This window comes from Dermatophilaceae bacterium Soc4.6, assembly GCA_039889245.1.
Classification (GTDB): Bacteria; Actinomycetota; Actinomycetes; order Actinomycetales; family Dermatophilaceae; genus Lapillicoccus.
On sequence record JAZGVH010000002.1, the window covers coordinates 1,857,703 to 1,877,671 of the forward strand.

Here is a 19,969-nt window from a genome sequence, read left to right on the forward strand (position 1 = left end):
CGCCAAGTCGAGCTGGTGGAGAGTCGGCGCTGTCCAACGTCCGATGCCGACCTCACTCAAATGCTGGTACTGATGGATATCTCCGGGCTCTGCTGCGGTGCGCGACTTCACCGACTGCTACCCCTGACCGCCGTCAGTCAGGGTCGCGAGCGGGTCGGCCGCGGCTGGCCTTCAGCCTGCCGGGCAATGCTTGTACTGACCTGCGGGCGCTGCTGGTCCCCTCGCGGGCATGCACCAAGGCAGCGCCTCCCCCACGTCGGACCGCACCTATACCCGCGGACCCGGTCTCGAGCGCGCGGTCGCGAACTTCACCAGCCGCAGAAGACCATCGGCGCACCTCCACCTCCCCTCGGTTCGACTCCAGTCCGAGCACCAGCTGGAAGTCGACGATCGCGCCCCCGGCCTTTCCGCCGGCACGCACCGCCCGCGGCGACGCGCCCGGGTGCAGTAGGACCTTCTCGTTCGCGGTGCCTGCCGCCGCCATGATCCGGACCAGCAGCCGCCCCGTCGCCGCGCTGATGTCGTTGACCCGCTTGCGTCGGGCCTCGTCCAAGCCTCGTCGGTGGGCGTCCACGTCGTCGGGCGACGTGTCGAACACCCGGTCGAGCTCGAGCACGTCGAGACCCTCCTGCAGTTGGAACGTCCGAGCGAGCACCGCCAGCCACTCCTGGGTCGACGTCGCCGCAGCCGTTGTCGCACTCGCGATGTCCGACACCTTGTCGGCGGAGTCGAGCGCGACCGCGAGTCCGTCGAGCTGTGCCAGGGCGTAGCCCTGCACCTCAGCGATGGTCGTGGTCAGGTTCTGCACCTTTGACCAAGTCACCTCGTCGACCTTGCCCCGCGCACGGCTGACGGTCAGCGCTTCGTCGATGGCCATGCCAGCGCCTGTCAGCCGAGAGACCACCGAGTCCTTCTGGGCCCGCAGGACGTGATCCAGCTTCGCGTCGATGCTTTGCAGGTAGTCGGTGATCTCTTCCATCGTTTGCTGCATGGCCAGCTGCGCCATGAAGGCGGACGCGCTGGCGAGCGTTTCCGGGTTGGTGAGCGCAGCACCGGGACCACGCACGAACTGGACGAAACCCTTCACCTGGCCCTTGCTGCCCTTGAGCACCCCGGTCGAGAGACCGGTCTTCGAGCTCTTGCGCAGCCCGTACTTCTTCATCTCCTTCGCCGACTCCTCAGTGAGCTTCACCCACCGCCCCGAGTTCGCGGCGATCTCGGAGCCGGCCCGTGTGGCCGCCGACGCCTTCCCGAGGAGTCCACGGAGGCGGCCTACGCCCAGACCCGTCGATGCCGGTCCCGAAGCGACCATGCCCTCGGACGCAAAGAACTGCTCGACCGCGCTGGGCGCGCCGAACACCGCCAGGCCGTGCTCGTCAGCCACCAGCTGGATCTCGCTGCCAGCCAAGCTCTCGTCGTCGCTCACGCGCTCTCCACCATCCTCAGTGCATTCTCGATCCGGGCCGGAGTGAGTGTCGCTGCCAGCACCGACACCTGCGCGCGCAGCTGGTCCGGTGACGCGGTGAGGTCGACCCGGTGGACGGCGATGGCGGTGTCAGCGCCGATCACCTCGTATCGAGGTGGGGGTGTCCCGCCGTCGGCGTAGATCAGGTGCCCCGTGGTGAGGCCGAGGCGTGCGCCGTAGGTCACGAGCTGGTAGATGTCGGCGTTCGAGACCTTGCCGGCGTCGTCGAGAACCTTGTACTTGGTGTCTGCGACGCCGGTCCATCCGGTGCCGTCGTCGCGCACCAGGTCAGGGCGGATCACGAGGGTGTCCCGATGATCCAGTGGCAGTGTGACCTGCGCCGACCAGGCCGGGTCGACTTCGGCCAGTAGCCGCGCCACCAGCCGCTCGAACAGGTGGGCCATGTTCACCCGGAATCCGTGCACGACGGTGTCCCCCGCCGTGCTCTCCACACTCACGTGCCGCAGCGTCAGCTCGGCCAGCCCCAGCAGAGCATGCAGCCGGGCGTTCAACCGCGTCGGCTGCCACCCCGGCAGTGATGCACCTGGCACTAGCCGCGCGGCCTCGGCCAGCATCCGGTCCACCCGACGCAGGTCCGCCTCCACTCCAGCCGCCACCCCGGGCAGTGCCAGGAGTACGAGCGCGGCCGAGCGGATGAGCTGGTTCTCGGCAGTGTCGACGGTCCACTCATCCACGGTCACCTCCAGCGGGCTCAGCTGCCCGAACCTCCGCAGGTACTGCTCCCGCAGGCGCAGCCGCCCCCGGAGTACGGACAGGGTCTGGTCTTCGGTGCGGTAGCCGCGCAGCGGACCTGCCGCGAGTGCATGCGCAGCCTCCAGCACGAACAACCGGGCGAGGACGGCGGACAGGTCGGCGTCGTCCGCCACCTCGACCCGCTCGTCATCGAGGGCCAGGTCGGCCGCACCGTCCGCCATGGCGAGCAGGCGCAGCACCTGGACGGCCCCGATCTTCGGAGCGACGCGCACCACGAGGTCGCCGCGCGCTACTGCCCCCACTGAGTACTCGGCCGTCACCTTCCAGCCCAGCTCGTGCGGGGTGGCCTTCACCAGCTGCGTCGTGTTGAGCGCAGCGGCCTCCGCGGTGGTGAGGTCGACCGGGTACAGCGTCTGTCCCTCGGACAGCCGCTCCAGGTCACTGCGGCTCGGCAACCGCCTCACCCACTGGGGTGGCACCGGTGCCGGCTAGGCCGAGCTCGCGCACCCATGCGGGGAACGGGTACCAGGCGTCGACCTGCGCGTGCTTGCCATAGTGGTGCTCGACCAGCATCGGGCGCAGCTCACGGCGCCAGAGCCGGTCTAGCGCCGCCGGGGTCTCGACGCCCTCTCGCATGAAGTACGACGGGCCGAAGGCCAGCGCAGGGTCCAAGCCACGCTTGGACATCTCGGCGTTGAGGCGGTCGCGAAGGTCGGCCAGCTGCGTCGGGCGGCCGGTGGCCGCGCACCAGCGGTGGAGCATTCCCGTCAAGGCTGGCTCATCCGAGCCCATCGAGAGGAACACGAACCGGCGTCGCATCGCCGCGTCGAGCAGCGCGATCGAGCGGTCGGCGGTGTTCATCGTGCCGATGACGAACAGGTTGGGCGGAAGCGAGAAGCGCTCTCCCGCGCTGTACAGCAGCTCAACCTCGGCCCCGCGGTACTCCAAGAGGAAGTAAAGCTCGCCGAAGACCTTCGCGATGTTCGCGCGGTTGATCTCGTCGATGACCAGCACGAACGGCTTTCCCGGCGCGTTGCGGGCCTCGTCCGCGATGCGCTTGAGCGGCCCAGGTGTCACCGTCAGGGACGCTCCGCCAGCGTCCGAAGTCGCTACCGGCCGGAATCCCTCGACGAAGTCCTCGTAGGAGTACGTCGGGTGGAACTGCACCAGCGCCGACTGGGCCTCCGTCAGTCCGCAAGCCTCGAGAAGTGCCTGCACCAGGTACGTCTTGCCCGTGCCTGGCGGCCCCTCCAGCACCACCTGCCGGCGCTCATTGAGGCTGAGCAACAGCTCCTCGACCCACGACGAGTCCGCGTGATGTAGCTTCTCCGCCAGCTCCTTCTCGTCGCAGGCCAGTACGGCGACCTCGACCGTGACCGGCTCGTCCTCGGTCTGCTCCGGATCAGTGACGGATGAGGCCAGAAGCTCGTCCATCTCACCGTCGCCTGGTTGGGTCAGCTCGTCGTCGCTGCCCGTGAGCTCCTCGAGAGGTCCGGCAAGATCAGTCAGGTCGAGGACGTCTTCACCCTTGAACCGCACTCGTGTCCGGATGCTGCCCGGCAGTGCCTTCACATCAGGAGCGACGTCGGCATACCAGCTGACTCCGCGCGTCAGAAGCGTCATCCCTCCGATGGACTGGAGCCGTGCCGCCTCGTCCAGCAGCCAACCCAACCGGAGCGCTCCGCCGTCGACGGTGGCGACGAGGTCGCCTCCCTTCATCCCGAGTGCGAAGGAGAGCACGTCGCGCTTCTTGGCCTCCCGCTTCACCACCTGAAGGTCCCCGTAGTGCTCGTCCACCAGGTCGCCCAATGACTTCTGGGTCGGCTCCTTGGGCAGCTGGGTCAGCTTGCCGACGGTGATCGACACGATCCCCTGCCGCACCCAGGTGGGGACCCGGTTCTGCTGGTCGACCTCGCCGCGGACCAGCCAGGCCCGCTGCCCTCCGTCGTCACTCCACGCTTGGAGCAGCGGCGCCTGGTCGTAGCGAACCGCCGCGCCATCAGCTTCAGCCTGCAGTCGCAGCGTGACCGTCTTCAGGTCCTTCTCCACGTCCCCAGTCGACTCGCCGGGCTCGGTGCCAAGCGCAGCCACGATCGCCTGTCGGTCGGCTGGCCGCAGCACAGTCGTGAACGAGGCCGGGTGGACGACGACGCACAGCAGCGCCGCGACGCGCTGATCGACACCCGGTGCTGCGGCGGCCAGGTCCCGAAACGCCCAGGGGTCGTCCCAGACCGCGTCACGCGTCTCAGCAGGCTGCTCATGCCAGTGCACCACGAGGTTCGCGAAGGATGACAGCATCAGCCACGGTGTCGCGATGAGTGCCTGACCGGCATGAACGAAGCCCTGTTCCAGGTGTGCAGACATCCTCCACGGCAGGCCGGGCGGCAGCTCTTTCGTGAGCAGCAGCGGACTGCGGACCCGGGCACGCTTCGTGGAGCCCCGCATGTCGCTGATGGGTGCGACAAGCAACACCCACATCTCGGCAGCGAGCACTCGTGCCGTGTCGAGCGCCAGCCCGGGCATTGGACCCGCCGGCGTCGGCTCTGCTGCCAAGTAGTCGCGCGCTGCGGTGGCGGCGTCGTGACTCCAGACGTTGACGCCGGGGACGAGTGCCGAGCCGCCGGAACGCCATGCCGCGATCACCGGCTCGGTGGACATCCGCGCGTGACTGAAACCGGTCCCGTCGTGTACGACCTGAGATGCGGTGTCGACCGAGGCAGGAGTCAGCGGAGCCTTCCGGAGGGCGTCCCAGTCGCGATAAGCCACGTCAGATGCTTCGTACAGCGACTGCGGGTCCGGGTGCTCGCCCAAGGCGTCCGCACCCTCCCTGGCTGCACGAAACCCGCCGTCGGACGTGGCGTGAAGCCAGCCGGCGTGCTCGTAGCTGGTCGTGAGCAGCCAGCTCATGTTGTTCCAGGCGCGAACTGCTCCGCTCTTCGTGACACTGCGGTCGTAGTCGTTGAGCGGCACCCGCGCCTCCGCCAGCGCCTGGAGCTTCGCCAACGGGATAGGCACCGGTTGCTGAAGCAGTTCCTCCAGCGCGGCCCGGAGCCTCAGTCGGTAGCGCTGGGTCCACTGCGGGTCCGGCGTCATGTGTGCCGTCGACGGAGCCGGGTCAGGCGTGATGGTCATGCCGACCTCTCAGTGCGTGCCGGCCACGGTCGTTCGGGGTGGCGGAGACCCGCGCCGGGTGGCGGGTCGAGTGGGGAGACGAACTGGACCCCGGTTGCAGCTGCTTCGGCGAAGGCGTCGTACGCGGCGAAGACAATCCGCTTGGTCCGGTACTCACCCAAATCGCGCATCTCGTACTTGGCCATCACTACGAAAGAATCAAGGACATGCTCGGCTTCGGCCCGCGACAGGCCGTAGACGTGCAGCATCGCGGCGTCGAGCTCTGCAATCAGCTGAGCGCGGCGTTCCGGAATCCAACGGAATGGTGCGCCGACCGACGAGCCGGCGGGCCATGCCAGAACGTCGCGGGCGTAGCCGGCCATCCTGTGGCTGGTGTATGCCAGCTCCAACACCCTTGGCCGGACGAAGTCCGCAAGGGTCGCGTTCGCCCACAAGACAGGCTGGTCGAACGTCGAAGGGGTCGGGCAGGCGAGTTGCTTGACAATAAAATAGCTCATTCCCGTTCCGCTGAGCTTCTGGCGGGCCACGTAGTCGTAGGCCATTGACGACCATACCGCTTGAAGAAGCGGACCGTGAGTTGGGTTGAGGGGGAATGCCAGCGGAAACTTGTGCCCCACTGCAGAGACGGGCAAGGCGCTGGGTATGAAGCACCTATACTGTTCCGCCTTCGTGATGTCGCGCCAACCGAGCAGCCAATCCCGGTCCCACCAAACGGGCAGCGCTTTCAAAATTGCGTCCTCGTCGACCCAGTACCGGGCCATTACATCAGCGTCCGCATTATCGAGTTGCAGAGTAGTCAGGCGTGGTAACGACCCGAGGTTCAGCTGTGCTTGGGAAGCGTTCGCGTAGGTGGCAAGCCGGTTGTTCCAGTGGGACAGCATCTTGGCCTCGTACAATGGCGGCAGGGTCCGTTCCGACGTCTCCCACGCCCAGCCGCCATAGGCCAACCCCTCGTCGGCGCAGTCGGAGGCGGATCTAAATAGGCCGCTATCGTTGGCCATGTCGAACAGGCGCACGAAGGTAAGGTTCCAGGAGTTTGCGCCGCCATCCCGGATCAGGACCGGGTGCCGCCTGTAGCAGCCCAAGGTGATGTCGGCGTCCACCCGTGACCGGAATACGGGTAGCGTGCCGGTGTTGGGATTGAGCAGCAGCACTTCTTCTGGGGCTAGAACGAATCGGCTCAGGGGGATGTCCGCCACATGCCGCACAACGAAGGCCAACTGCACGTCCGTTACACGCGCTCCACCGGTCATCGACGTGACGGCGAACCGGAACGCGTGATGTACACCAGCGAACATGCGTGACTCGTTGTCGAAGTCGTAGAAGGCAGCCAGTCGCGCGCTGCCCAACGTCTCAGCGAAGAAGGCCGCGGTAGTGGCGTCGGTCGCCAGCCCGGTGGGCGTGATGATACCGCTGCGCCCAGCGGAGGCAAGGACGCCACGGAAATGCTCGGCGAACACCTGATATGTGTTCACATCCCCCACGCCAGTGAGCGGGTACCGGCCACTGGTACGCATGAAGTGGCTCTCGGCTTCCGAGCGACGCTTGGCGTTGTTGAACTCCACGAAGAGGGCATGGCGCTCCCCGCCCTCCAGGGCTGCGATCCCCTTCTTGCGGGCCGCGGCGTTCTTGGCCATGGCGATGTCCTCGGCGCGTGTGGCGAAGAACTCCTGCTCCTGGAGCTTGACTCTTTCCCAAGGTGGATTCCCAAGAATCGATGCAAAACCACCCGTCCACCCGTACGTATCGCCGACAGGGCCGCCGTCGGCCATGCCGAAAACGTCGGGGAACTCTAGGTGCCAGTGGAAAAGTCGGTGGCGGGCGGCTATGACACTGACCGCGTCCAGGACTGTCTTGTCGGCGGTTCCGGCGGCGACGTCGTCCACGACGGTGGTGGTGATCGGGACCGAGGTTGGGCTCTTCTCCACGAGGAACGCGGCGCACCAGGCGTCGGCGGCCAGGCGATGGCGTTCGCTCTCTAGGTCGTCTTCGAGGGTGGCATAGCGCTGGGCCGCGAAGGTGACCTCGGCAAGAGTGGCGGCAGCCCGCAGCGCCTGATTAACCTCAGCGGTGACAGTGCGGGCGTGAGCCGGGTCTAGGTCGACAGCGCCGTCGCTGAAAAGGTCGTCACCGCCGCGATTTGCGCGCTCGGCCTTGTTGGCCCTCCTCCACCGGGCGGCGACGGCCTTGTCATCACCAGTAAGGGCGGTGAAGGCATCGTCCGGGACGCCGTCTCTTAGGAGGGCCGGGGTGGCGCCAAGAAGGGCGTTGCCGACCTTGATGTGGTGGTCGAGGAACGACAGCGGCTTGCCGGGGGTCATCGCGGTAAGCCAGAGGCTGACTTTCGCGAGGTCGGCGGCCATCGGGTTGAGGTCAACCCCGTAGAGGCAGCTGCCGACCACGTCGTGGAGGGCGTCGGAGTAGTCGGTGGGCGTGGGGTCGAGCTCGCCGGTGCGCGCCACCGCTAGCCGCAGTGCGATCCGGCGGGCGGCAGCGACGAGGAAGTGCGCCGACCCGACCGCGGGGTCGCAGACCTTGAGGGCGAGCAGCGCCTCGGCCCGGTCCTCGGGTGTTCGGGTGCGTTTCTCGACGTCGTCCAGCACAGGGTCGAGCGCCGTGTCGAGGACGAGCTCGACAAGCTCGGACGGTGTGTAGTAGCTGCCGGAGGTCTTGCGGTCGTTGCCGGCCAGCGTTTCCATCGCGAACGTGTGGCTGAACGGGTCGTAGCGGGGCACGAGCTCCAGGAGCGACTCGTACACCGAGCCGAGTTCCTCGGCGCCGAGGTGGGCGAAGTCCACCATCCGCCGCAGCTCACCCTTCGGCTGCACCACAGACAGCGACCGGACGGCTGCGAGCAGCGCCGTGTTGGGGAGCCGGGATCCTGCCAGCACGTCGGCGGCGGTGGCGCTGAACAGGCCGCCGAGTCCCGGCAGTCCGAGGCGGGGCTCGCCGTCCGAGTGGGCGAGCGCGCTGAACACGAACGTCGAGGCCTGCCACAGATCGTCGTGACCGCTGCCGTGCCGCTTCAGCGCCAGGTCGCGCAGACGGGCCGAGGAGAAGTAGTCCTGGTAGCGATCCCGCTGGTCAGCGGTGGCATCCGGCGCCAGCAGTGCCCCACGGTCCTCAGCCACAGCCCAGAACAGCAGCCGGTAGACCGTCCGCAGCAAGGCGGCGTGGACGTCTGAGAGCTGGACAGAGCCGTCCGCGAGGGCCTGGCGCAGCGCGGAGTTCGGGGGGTGTTGGAGGAACCCCGTGCCAAGGGTCTCCAAGGCTCTCTCGACCCCGTCGCGGAGCAACGTCAGGGCGCGTACACCCTGGCCGATGGCCGTGGTACGCCACCGTTCTAACCAGCATGAGGCCGGAGTAGCGGGGCCGGCCGCTTCGACGCGAGACTCGTGAGCCAGCAGGTACAGCAGGGTGAACTCGGAGAAGAGCTCGGCGTCGAACATCGCCTCGAGGTCGAACTCGACGTAAGCGAACCCGGCCAGCGTGGTGGAGTCGCGCAACAGGCGCAGGGTCCGGCCGTTGGTGAGGATCGCCCACAGGAAGTCGTCGTTCCGGTTGAGCAGCTCCTGCACCATGGCGTGCGGGGCGCGCGCAGCGCCGGCGACGCCAGGGCTCCGCGCGTCGAGGGGCACGCCCCACCCGAGCTGGTGGATGGGATTGCTCCCCCACAGGTGGCTGACGGGGTACTGCTTGATCGCTGTCCCCTCGCCGGCAGTGAGCCCGCCGGCGGGGGTGACCGGGACCCTGCCGTAGCCGAGCTCGGCGAAGACCTGGCTGAGCCAGCGCTCGCGGGTGACCGCCACGGCCGGGTCGCCTGCAGCGAGCGCGGTGAGGTCATCACGGAAGCGTCGGTAGGTGGCGAGCAGGTGGGTCCAGGCGCGGGCAGCTGCTTCGCGGGGAGTCTCGGAGCCGAGGTGATAGTCGGTCCCCTTGAGGCCGTCGATGGTGCCAGCAAGCACGGCCGTGACGACGTCGTTGGGCAGCAGGCCGCCGACGACGCGGACGGTCGACAGGCGGGCGGCGCCGGTGGCGGCCGAAGTGTGCTGGGCGCTCACTGTGCGCCTCGCGTGGGCATGAGTAGCTGGACGCTAAGGATGTCGACGGGCTGCTGGGGGGTGACGCTCAGACCGCGGCGGGAGCGTTCGGCGTCCCTGGTGGAGCCGGCGCGGGCTCGCAGGTGCGCATCGAGGAGCCGCTGCGCGCGGTGCTCGGCCACCTGAGCCAGGACCGGCTGGAGGGCGCCCAACCCGGTGAGGACGCCACTCATCCACTGATGGGCAACTGGAAGCGGCACGTTGCCAGCGGGCTGAGCGTCGACGAGGCGTTCGGCCTCGTCGTCGACGAGCCATGCAGCCGCGTCCGGGGCGCCCTCGAAGGCGAGGACGCAGGCGTCCTCGGCGACCTTCTGCTGAGGCCCGGATGGGGTCGGCAAGGTCAGGTGGAACCGCAACCGGACCAGCAAGAGGGTCGTGCGGGTGCGGACGGCCTCGGTGAGCATCACGCCGGCGCGGCGAGCGGGTCGATCGTGGGGGGCAACGGTGGAATCCAGGGCGCTCTCGAGCACGTAACGGGCCAGCGCTTGCACGACTGGGTCCGTGCGGGCGATGACTGCGTGGCCGCGGTCTGCGGGTGGGTCGGCGTGAAACGGCAACGGGTCGTGCAGGCTGGGCGGGAGGCTGGTGCGGGCGCCGAGGGGCAGGGTGCCGGTCACTGCAGTGAACCCATCGTCCGTGCCGGTGATCGTGGAGCCGAGAGAGCGCAGAGAGGCGGTGAGGAACTGTCGGAGGTCGCCGTGAGATCCGAGGGCAGCGCGGACGTCCTCGACCTGCTGAGCGACCTCTTCGGGCTGGATGGTGTTCTGCGCGAATCGGGCCCGCGAGGCCTTCTCCTTCTCAGCTGCCGATGACCAAGCCTGCTCGAGCTCGGCGGCCTTGGCGTTGAGGTCGATGTCGAGCAGCAGCTGGTCACGAGACGACTCCCCGCGAAGCAGCAGCCCCTCGGCGAGTGCGTCGATGAGTCCCTGACCATCACCGGGGATCGGCACGGCGACGCCGGTGGCCTTGGCGATGGCGCGGTGGCGGCGGATGAGGACGTCCAGGACGATCCCGTCGATGCCGTTGTCTTCGCCGTAGAGAGTGATGGCACGGACGATGTCTTTGCGCTGGAGGTAGCGGTCGACGCGGCCCTCACGCTGCTCGTGTCGGGTCGGGTTCCAGCACAAGTCGTAGTGGACGACCGCCGAGAAGCCCTGCTGGAGGTTGACGCCTTCGGACAGGCAGTCGGTGGCGATGAGGACGTGCATGCCGTCGGTGGCGGTGAGCTCGGCGACACGACGTTCGCGCTCAGAGGGTGGAAGCTGTCCCGTGACGCTGATGACCGTCACTGGGGCGGTTTTGGTGCCCAGCGTGCCTGCGAGGTGCTCGGCGACGTAGTGGGCGGTGTCGATGAAGCGGCAGAAGACGATGGGGTTGTCGCCGCCGGCGAGCAGCGTCTTCACCTGCTGGGTGAGACTGCCGAGCTTGCGGTCCTGAACGGGGCCTTGGAGCTGGGCGGCGCGGTTGGCGAAGTCCAGCAGGCGTCGGCGCTCGGTGGCGCTGGGCGTGGTGGCTACGTCGGTCCCCATCTCAGCGTCGGTCTCCACCAGGGCGCCGGGGGTAGTGTCCATCCCCTCGAGCGACTCGTCGTCGCTCTCGTCGAGAACGGCCGCGCGGCCGAGGATGTCGGCCTCGGCGACGGTGGTGGCTTCGCTGTTGGCGGCGCGGGTGCGCAGGGTGGCCTCGGCGGCGCGAGGGCTGGAGGCCAGTGCGCGGAGCAACGCCAGGACGGACCACCAGCGCACCCGAGCCTTGGCACTGCCGGCGTCTTGCTGGACCTGGTCGCGCGCGTAGGCGAGGACGTCGTCGAACAGGTCGCGGTAGGCCGGCGACAGGCTGTACGCCACGTCGAGGGTGAGTCGGTCTTTGGGAAAGGGGGTGTCTTCGTCGAGGTAGCGGCGGATGTCGCCGCGGCGTCGCTGCACGAAGTGTCCGGCGAGCAGCTCGCGACCCTTGGTGCTGGTCAGGTCGGCGGTGCCGAGGTCGGGGTGGAGAAGGCCGACCAGGTTGGCGAAAGCCTCGTCGTCGCCCGAGTGTGGGGTCGCTGTGGCGAGGATGAGGTGGCGACTCTTGTCCGCGGCGAGCTCGCGCAGCAGCTCGTAGCGCTGGTGGCGGCCCCTCTGGCCGATACCGGAGCCCGCGACGTTGTTGTGGGCCTCATCCACGATGACCAGCTCGGGGCAGCGGAGCAAGAACTCGTGGCGGCGGCGGTCTGACTTGATGAAGTCGGTGGAGACGATGACGTGTGGGTAGCGGTCGAAGAGCGACTCGTTCATCATCAGGCCGCGCTCGAGGCTTTTCACGGTGCTGGTCAGCAGCAGGACGGCGTCGATACCGAACTTCGTCGAGAGTTCGCGCTGCCACTGCTCGGCGAGGGCCGGCGAGCACAGCACCGCCATCCGCTGAGCCGAGCCTTGGGCGAGGAGCTCGACGGCGATGAGGCCGGCCTCGACGGTCTTGCCGATGCCGACGTCGTCGGCGATCAGGAGGCGGACGACGTCTTGCCGCAAGGCCATGAGCAAGGGGACGTACTGGTAGCTGCGCGGGCTGACCGAGATGCCGGCGAGCGACCGAAACGGTCCGGCGCTGGAGGTGAACCCGACGCGCAGTGCGGTGCGCAGCAGGGCGGTGGAGGTGCTGTCTCCGAGGTCGTCAAGGGTTGGGATCGGGAAGGTGGCGGCTTCAACGCCTTCGTCGGGGAAGACCCCTGCGACATCGGCGCTGCCGCCGCCGAGTGGCTGAAGGAGCATGAAGTCGGACGTGGTGCCGGGGAGGACAACCCACTCCCGGCCGCGGGCGCGGACCAGGCTGCCTACGGCGTGCGAGGTGCTCATGCGTTGCTGCTCCTTCCGCGACCGAACAGCCACTCGTTCTGGTCGGCCAGGGTGGCCCAGTCGTCGTCGTACCGGAATCTGATCACAAGCCACGACGCATCGGTCAGGCGGGTTTCGGCCTGGCGGTCACGCTGCTGTTGGGTGTCGGTGTCGTGGTGCGGGCCGTCAACGAAGATGGCGACGGGGATGTTGCCGTCGTAGACGAAGTCGGGTCGGGCACGGCAGGCCTCGATCGTCCGCTGGGCGTCGTCGGGGAGGTGGCGCCCCGTGGACTGGAGCCAGGCGATGAAGCGGGATTCCAGCGTCGAGTCGCCGAGCTTGGTGAGCCATTTCGCTTGGTCCGTGCGGCGGCGTCCCCCAGCGCCGGCCTCGACCCGGGCGTCGAGGAGGCTGCGGAGGATCTCGACCACGCTGTGCCGGTTGATGAGCGCGTGCTCGTACTGGTTGCCGTAGGAGAGCAGGCAGTCGTAGCAACCGCGCTCGCAGCGGACACGGGCCCCGGCGGCGTGCTCGAGGTCGGCGCCGGTCTCCGCGTCGTAGTGGATGATCTCGAGCGCCCTACGGGCCACTCGCTGGATGGCGTCGGGCTCGTCGACCAGTCGCCGCAGGACGCCGGCACCGCCCTCTGCGGCCTCCGTGAGCAGCATGCGGCCCTGCTCGGTGGCGTCGGGCAGTTCGCGGCTGTCGAGCTCGGCGTCCTCGAGCTGGAACTCGACCTCGATGGCCCGCTCGAGTGCCGCACGCAAGGAGACCGCGACCTCCTCCTCAAGGTGGGTTGCGCTGCGGATAATGAGAATGTTGCGGCGGTCCTGCACGAAGGGGACCACCTTCTCGCGCTCCTTGACGTCCTGGGCGTCGGGGAGACCGTCCGTGTCGACGGTGGCGTCGGTCGCCTGCTTGTCGCTCAGCCAACGGCCTTCGCGAAGGTCGAGCCAGAAGCCGCGCTCGTCGGGGTTCTTGCGCCGCCGCCGTCCCACGTTGGTGATCCGCATGTCTGCGGCTTCGGCGTGGGTGAGCTCGAGGATCGTGGTGCCGTGCCGTCTCACGTCGGCGCGGATGCGGTCGGGGGCTCCGCCACGGGCCGGGAAGCGGTAGGAAACCTCGAGTTCGAAGCCGGAACGACGGCGTTCCTCCTCGTCGCTGCTGATCCGCTCACGGCGGCGGGTGAACACGGTCTGGAGCCGCAGGAGGCCGTGCTGGGTGGCGCCGAGGGGTTCACCACAGTTCTCGCACACGTCAGTGCCGACCTGCACGGGGTGGTGGTAACCGCAGCCGGGGCAGCGCTTGGCGGTCTCCGTGATCGCTCCGCCCCCGCTCGTCTCGCCGGGGTCGCGGGGCAGCTGGATCCGCGTGACCTCGTATCGGGAGCCCTCGTGGTAAATGAGGCTGTTGGGCCCGAACTCGGAGATCGCCAGAAAGCGGGGGCGCTGCAAGTAGTCGCCGTCGTGCCTGCCACCGCGGCGGGCTGGGATGTAGGCAGCCAGCGGCAGCCGCGGGAAGGAGTAGCCGGGCAGGAACCCCTCGCTGGCCAGGTAGCGATAACTGTAGAAGTCGTTAGCGCCGACCTCGGAGTCGTCGTTGCGGAGCAGCCGGAGCTGGTTGCGCGCGTCGGTGCGTCGTCGCTCGGCGATGGTGCGGTCGTACTTGGTGGCCGTGGTGCTGAGTGCGAGCTTGTGCTGCTCGTTGGCCTCGGTCAGGGCTGTCCGGTAGAGCGTCCGCCACCGGTCGAACGCGTCGTCGAAGGATTGGTGTGCGCGCGCGACCTGGTCGTGGACCCACACATCAGACCACCACGCGGGGTCTCCCCCGTCGAGCTGCCAGGTTGTCCGCAGTCCGGCCAGGACGCGCTCGGCGCGGTGTTGCGCCCGGCGGGCGACGTCGGCGCCGGTGACGGCACGCCACAGGTCGGGGAACAGCGTGTAGCTGGGCTGGTCGCCGTCGGCGTCGATGAGGGAGGTGATGGAGGACTTCATCGACTCGTTCGTCTCGGCCAGCCAGATGGCGTGGACGTGCGAGCGCACGAGGTCCTCGTTGGTTAGGTCGAGACGAGGGGCGATGACGGAGCCCGCGACCATCTCGCGGGAGCGGCGGAACCAGTAGCTGTCGTGGGCGTTGCCGGTGGAGCAGTAGGTCAGGACGAGCGCCTGCTGCCCGCTGCGGCCTGCGCGCCCCGAGCGCTGCGCATAGTTTGCGGGCGTCGGCGGGACGTTGCGCATCGCGACGGCATTGAGGTCAGAGATGTCGACACCGAGCTCCATGGTCGGCGAGCAGTACAGGAGCGGGAGCTCACCGGCGCGGAACTGACGTTCGCGGTCGAGGCGGTCCTGCGGTGGCACCTGTGCGGTGTGCTCGCGGGCCAGCAGCCCGGAGAAGCCGCGGGCCAGGTCGCGGTAGAGCTCGCGGAAGAAGGGGTTGACCCGTGCGGTCTCTTCGCCGGCGAAGGACCTGCGCAGGGGGTCGCCAGCGCCGGTGCTTCCGTCACCGGCCACCCAGCGGAGCGCGCCGGCGTTGATGCGGTACTCGCTGCCGTCCGGGCCCTCGCTTTGCGCCAGCACGCCAGCGCGCGCCAGGACCCGAAAAAGGTCGAGGATGACCCGGTGCGAGTCGTCAGACTTCAGCGAGGCGTTGCCCGGTAGGCCAGCCACGTCGCGTCGCAGGTACTTGCCGAACGCACCCCGTCCGGAGACCGCGAGCACCGTGCGCCGCCCTCCCGCCTTGGCCGGCCGCGGGATCGCGATGCCGGCCTCGACCATCCGGTCGTCATCGCCCAAGCTCCACGGCTCGATGAGATGGGCGCGGGTGAGGCGCTTGAGCCGCTCGAAGCCGTCCTCTGTGAGGCAGTCGACGGCGATCGCGCGGACGCGACGCAGCTCGTCGAGCAATATCTGGCACAGCTCTTGTCGCTGCGCGGCGCTGATCTGGTCGAGGAGGTAGGTGCCTTCCCACGACTCCTCGTCCTCGGCGAGCTCGGGCAGGTCGCGGTAGGCGAGCTTGACTAGGCCGGTCTGCTCGAGGTTGGGCATGGTGACGCGCCAGCCGCGCTGGAGGTCGACGTACAGCTGGTACTCGACCGCGGCGCGGAGTGCTCGCTCGGCGTCCTTCTTGGCCCCGAACTTGGCTTCGGGCGCTTGAGCGAAGTCGACCATCTTCAGGTCGAGGGTGTCGGTGACGGCGTCGCTGAGGACGTCGTGGGTCAGCCCCCCGGGTCCGGCCTTCACCAGCGCCGCGTAGAGGGCGGCGCGCAGTTGGGAGACCTGGACGAAGTCGTTGAAGTGGCCTGCCTGAAGGCTGGCGTCCTGTCGGTTGTCGACGAAGGTCAGCAGCTTGCGTGCCGTCGGTGGCAGCTGGGACTCGGGCAGGCTCTTGAGGCTGCGGACCACCGACGCGGACAGCAGCGTGACCGCGCTGGAACGGCCTTCGGCGTCGAGCGTGGCGAGCTTGCCGAAGTCCTGACCGCGGACCTGTTCGTAAGAGACTCCGCAGCGCATGCAGAACGCGAAGGGGGTGGAGACGAACCAGGCCTCGAGACCGGTGCGGGTGTTGTCCACGCCGCCGTCCGGGCGCAGCCACACGGCACTCGGCAGGTACTTCCTCTTGCTCTCGATGACCTCGACACGGTCCGTCCCGGGGTCGGTGACCAGCCACGGTTCGGGGACCCGGTTGATCTCGGTGGCCTTGTCCGGCCACGGGTAGTCGGAGGAGATGTAGAGGTAGCCGGTCACGGCATCGCCACCGCTGGCGTCAGCATCGCGACGCGACACGAACTGGCTCTCCCCGTTGACCGTGGTGCGGGCGACGACGAGGTACTCCTGACCGCATTCGCGGCAGAAGCCCAAGGGCAGCAGCGCCTTGTCAGGGTGCCCGGGCACGCGGACCTGGTAGTTACCGGTGATGTGGCGGGTGAGCTCGGGTTCCAGGGACACGTACACCGTGTCGCCCTTGGACAGGAACTGGTGGAGACGGAACGCGAAGATCGGCCGCTTGCTCGTCGGATGGGTGACGGTCGACCCCTCGCGCAGGACGTTGCGCAGTGCCACGGCGCACGCCAGCCGGTCGACGTCGGTCAGCTCGGCCAGCGTCTCAGCGGCTTCGGGCAGTGTGGTGGGCGGTCGGCGGACCAGTCGCTGCCCACCATCCGCCGTCACTTCGTGAGCGAGGCCGAACGTGGTCTCGACCCAGCTGGTCAGTGGGTCGCTGATGAAGGATTCGAACGGTCGCCGCTGCTGACTCTCGTTCGCGCTGACCGCATTTGCCAGTAGGGCACCGTTGGCGTCGACGTCCGGGGTAGCCCGCACCAGCGTCTCCCCCACCACGTGTTCAGGCCGGACGTCGGTGCCGAAGATGCGGGTCGCTACGCCGGCCACCACGCGAGCACGATCCTCGATCGTGCCCTCGCTCGACATCGTGGCGCTGGTTCCGATGAGTTGGAGGTCGTCAGCTTGGCATTCGTCACGCAGGCGGCGGATCAGCATCGCCACGTCCGCGCCCTGCCTGCCGCGGTAGGTGTGCAGCTCGTCCAACGCCAGGAAGCGGAGCCCCTGTGCGGCCCGGACCAGCTGGTTGCGTTCGTCCGGGCGCGTCAGCACCAGGTCGAGCATCACGTAGTTCGTCAGCAGGATGTCCGGTGGGTCTGCGAGGATCCGGCGCCGCTCATCCGCCGTCTCCTGGCCGGTGTACCGGGCGAACGTGACCGGCTCCCCACACTGGGGATAGCCGAACTGCAGAAACTTCCGCAGTTCCTCGACCTGGGAGTTGGCCAGCGCATTGGTCGAGTAGACGATGATCGCCTTCACCCCGGGACGGCGGCTGCCCCGATCATCGTGCTCGCGGAGCACCGCGTCGACGATGGGGACGATGTAGGCCAGGGATTTGCCCGAGCCGGTGCCGGTCGTCAGGACGTAGCTCGCGCCCGTCCGGGCGATCTCAACCGCCTGGCGCTGATGACGGTGCAGAACGATCGGGTCACGGCCGGCGTCTTGTGGGTCGGACTTGTGGCGGAAGATCCGCTCCGTCTCCGGGTGCAGCAGACCCTCTCGGACAAGCTCCGGTACGGACCCGCCCGTCGCAAAGGAGGGGTTCAGCCCAACCCACGGGTCGGGCCACTGCACACCGTCGTCGAACTGCTGGTGGACGAATGCCTTGATGCGCTCGTCCCGTACCTCCACGAACCCCGACGTGAACGCGCGGTAGTCGGCGATCACCTGCTCATGGACCTTGAAGACGTCCATGCTGCTTTCGGCCCCCTCGACGCCTGACAGATTCTTACAGGCGCCAACCTACGTCACCCTCGCCCTAGGGTGCGAAATCGGATCAATACGACGGAGTCGGAGCCTGCAGGAGCGGGACCAGCCCGTACGGGTCGGCGACCGGCACGGTTACCCCCGGCAGCTATCAGAGCTGTTACCAGCCTGGGGTTCTCGAGGCGCCGCATGGCCAGATCGGTCTGCGCTAGCGCGGCTGGCCTGGCCGCCGTCTCAGTCCACAACCTCCCGAGTCAATACAACTAGCTCACTCCTCGTCCAACGGCAACGGTCCTCGGCGACCAGGTGCAAGCGGTGGCCGTAACCGCGTGAGACGACCGCGCCGGCGTGGGCGCGAACGGATCATCACAGCGACCACTGACGGGGCGAGGGACGCGCTGCGAGTGGCCTGCTCAGGGACAGGCGGAGCCCGTGAACGGACAGATGCTCAGGTCGAACACGGTCTGCTCGAGGATCGTGGCTGGAAGTCCTGTGGGAGCGGGCCCTGGTGGCCTGACCATGAAATCGAAGGACAGCCAACGCGCCAGGCACAGGAGGCTCACGTGTCCTGCCCCAGCAGCGCGGAGAGCAGCCACTGCGGACAGTGGCTTGTTTCCCGACGTCCACGTGTCCTCAATGAGCAGCACGTGACTGTCGGCCGGGAGCCGCTCGGCGGCGACGAACAGGTCGGGTTGCACTCGCTGCCTTACCGCGGCCACTTCGGGGTTGTGTCGCATCGGGTGCAGAGGCCACGGCAGGAACGGGCGCACCATATGCTCGAGTGGGTGTCCATCCGGTCGGGCCTTCGTCGACGGAACAGTGGCGCAGTGTGTGACGCGGCTCCCTACCAGTCGCTCGGCGCACCGAGCATGAGCGAATCCGCGAGCAGCCAGTAGCTTGACGATGGCCTGCTGGTCGATGGTCGCTGCGGGGTCCTTGTACCCGTACATGAGCGTGCCCGCCGTCGTGCCGTTCGCACCGTACGCCAGAAAGCCAGCGGCGGAGGGTTGGTCGCCCGGGGCGTAGCAGCTGCAGGTGTAGCAGGTCTCAAATCCGGGATTCGCGCTACCTCCGCACAGCCGGCATGCTCCTGCGCTCCGCCAGACATTGCGCAGGTAGGTGCCAGCGAGGGTTCCCAGGAAGCTTTGTGGGTCGATCTGGGCAGGTCCAGTCATAGGGAGGCAACGAGCATGTCGTCCAGGGTGGACAGGCTTGTCGTCCTCGTGACCAGCGAGACGGCGTCATGCATTTCGGCCCGTGACGTGACGACGTGCACGTTGGCTCGCTGACCGTCGGCGAGAGCCCGGCCCCACTGAGTGCGTTCGACGACGCGGTCCGTGAGAATCACCGGGCGACCGTGCTGCATGGCGAGGCGGGCTTGCGCTCGGGCTCCGCTGGTCTCCCCTGCTTCGATGACGAAGGTAGCGAAGCCCAGTCCGCTCATCGTGGCGTTTCGCTGCAGGAAGGTGTGGCGGAGGGCGTGGGCGGAGGGCCAGAACTGCGAGACGAGCGCCCCACGAGCAGCCACTGCGTCGTGAAGGTCGCGGGAGGAGGCGGGGGTGTAGGTGCCCGCGATACCGCTGGCGATAACTCCCAGTGCGACCCCGCCGGCCTCCAGCGCAGCGGTGTGGGCTGCGAAGTCGATGCCGCGCGCCAGCCCTGAGATGACGGCTATTTGGCGCTCGACGAGGTGCCGTGCGACGTCGGCCGCTCTCTGGGTGCCCTCGGGCGAGGCGTCTCTGGACCCGACCACGGAGATGCCGCCGGACTGCACGACCCCAAGCTCGCCCCGGTAGAAGAGGAAAGGGGGAGCATCGTGAACGCTTCGCAGCCGCCTGGGGTAGTCAGCCCGCAGGATCGAGGTGAAGCGATAGCCCTTGACCCGCCAGTCGCGAACCTCATCAGAGGCGCGCTCAAGCAGGTCGTCATGCGCCGATCCGAGTAGGTCTGGGGGGAACCTCTCACGCCAGACGTCATTGACGCCGTCGGTGAGGACCTCAGACACGAGTGATGCGACGGTCTGCCCACTCCCTCGGTTGGTCACGAGGGCGAGGAGTAGGGCGTCACTTTCGTCTATTTCGCGCATAGGACCTCGCTCATGGTTTCGATCATATGTTCGACCACCGACATGACCGTCCGTCGGCTCGACGCCGCTTGCGCCATGGTTGCACAGGCCCGTGGCACTCATTTGAAGGCCTCCGGGAGCGGCGGAGGCGATTCCGGACGTCAGCAGCTGCGGGCAGCAGCCAGGGGGCGATCAGGGCACGTGCCGTCCGCGAATCCTAGCTCCGTACTTTGCAGCGCGGCGATCGCGGCGGTCGTGTTTGTGTCCGGGGAGGCGTGGTCGTCAACCCCACCGCGCCGCTGGTTTCGAGGGGGGAGCTTAGGACGCCGCTGCTCTCCCTGGGGTCTGCCACTGACTGAGCGTTCCCGGACTGACTCGGGGGCACGAGCCCGAGACACCCGGATTTCCGCGATGTCGGA

At 68.1% G+C, this 19,969-nt stretch carries 7 protein-coding genes; all 7 read right to left on the reverse strand.

Annotated elements, in window-relative coordinates:
* Positions 1 to 133: 133 nt before the first annotated feature.
* Positions 134 to 1,426: a hypothetical protein gene (locus tag V3N99_08560; protein ID MEO3936794.1), complete on the reverse strand. Its 1,293-nt coding sequence runs from the start codon at positions 1,424 to 1,426 to the stop codon at positions 134 to 136.
* Complete coding sequence (locus tag V3N99_08565) at positions 1,423 to 2,634, reverse strand: hypothetical protein (GenBank protein MEO3936795.1); 1,212 nt, start codon at positions 2,632 to 2,634, stop codon at positions 1,423 to 1,425. Before V3N99_08565 ends, V3N99_08560 begins: the two co-directional genes overlap by 4 nt.
* Entirely contained in the window at positions 2,618 to 5,311 is a 2,694-nt protein-coding gene (locus V3N99_08570; protein MEO3936796.1) for an AAA family ATPase, read from the reverse strand. The genes V3N99_08565 and V3N99_08570 overlap by 17 nt, the downstream gene beginning before the upstream one ends.
* Positions 5,308 to 9,372, reverse strand: a complete 4,065-nt coding sequence (locus tag V3N99_08575) for an N-6 DNA methylase (protein ID MEO3936797.1) — start codon at positions 9,370 to 9,372, stop codon at positions 5,308 to 5,310. The genes V3N99_08570 and V3N99_08575 overlap by 4 nt, the downstream gene beginning before the upstream one ends.
* Positions 9,369 to 12,245, reverse strand: coding sequence for a helicase-related protein (locus tag V3N99_08580; GenBank protein MEO3936798.1), 2,877 nt, complete (start codon positions 12,243 to 12,245; stop codon positions 9,369 to 9,371). Before V3N99_08580 ends, V3N99_08575 begins: the two co-directional genes overlap by 4 nt.
* Positions 12,242 to 17,473 carry a DEAD/DEAH box helicase gene (locus tag V3N99_08585; GenBank protein ID MEO3936799.1) on the reverse strand — a complete coding sequence of 1,744 codons (5,232 nt, stop codon included), beginning with the start codon at positions 17,471 to 17,473 and terminating at the stop codon, positions 12,242 to 12,244. Before V3N99_08585 ends, V3N99_08580 begins: the two co-directional genes overlap by 4 nt.
* 1,183 nt (positions 17,474 to 18,656) lie before the next feature.
* On the reverse strand, positions 18,657 to 19,571 hold the full coding sequence (locus V3N99_08590; protein MEO3936800.1) for a DNA-processing protein DprA: 915 nt from the start codon (positions 19,569 to 19,571) through the stop codon (positions 18,657 to 18,659).
* Positions 19,572 to 19,969 lie beyond the last annotated feature (398 nt).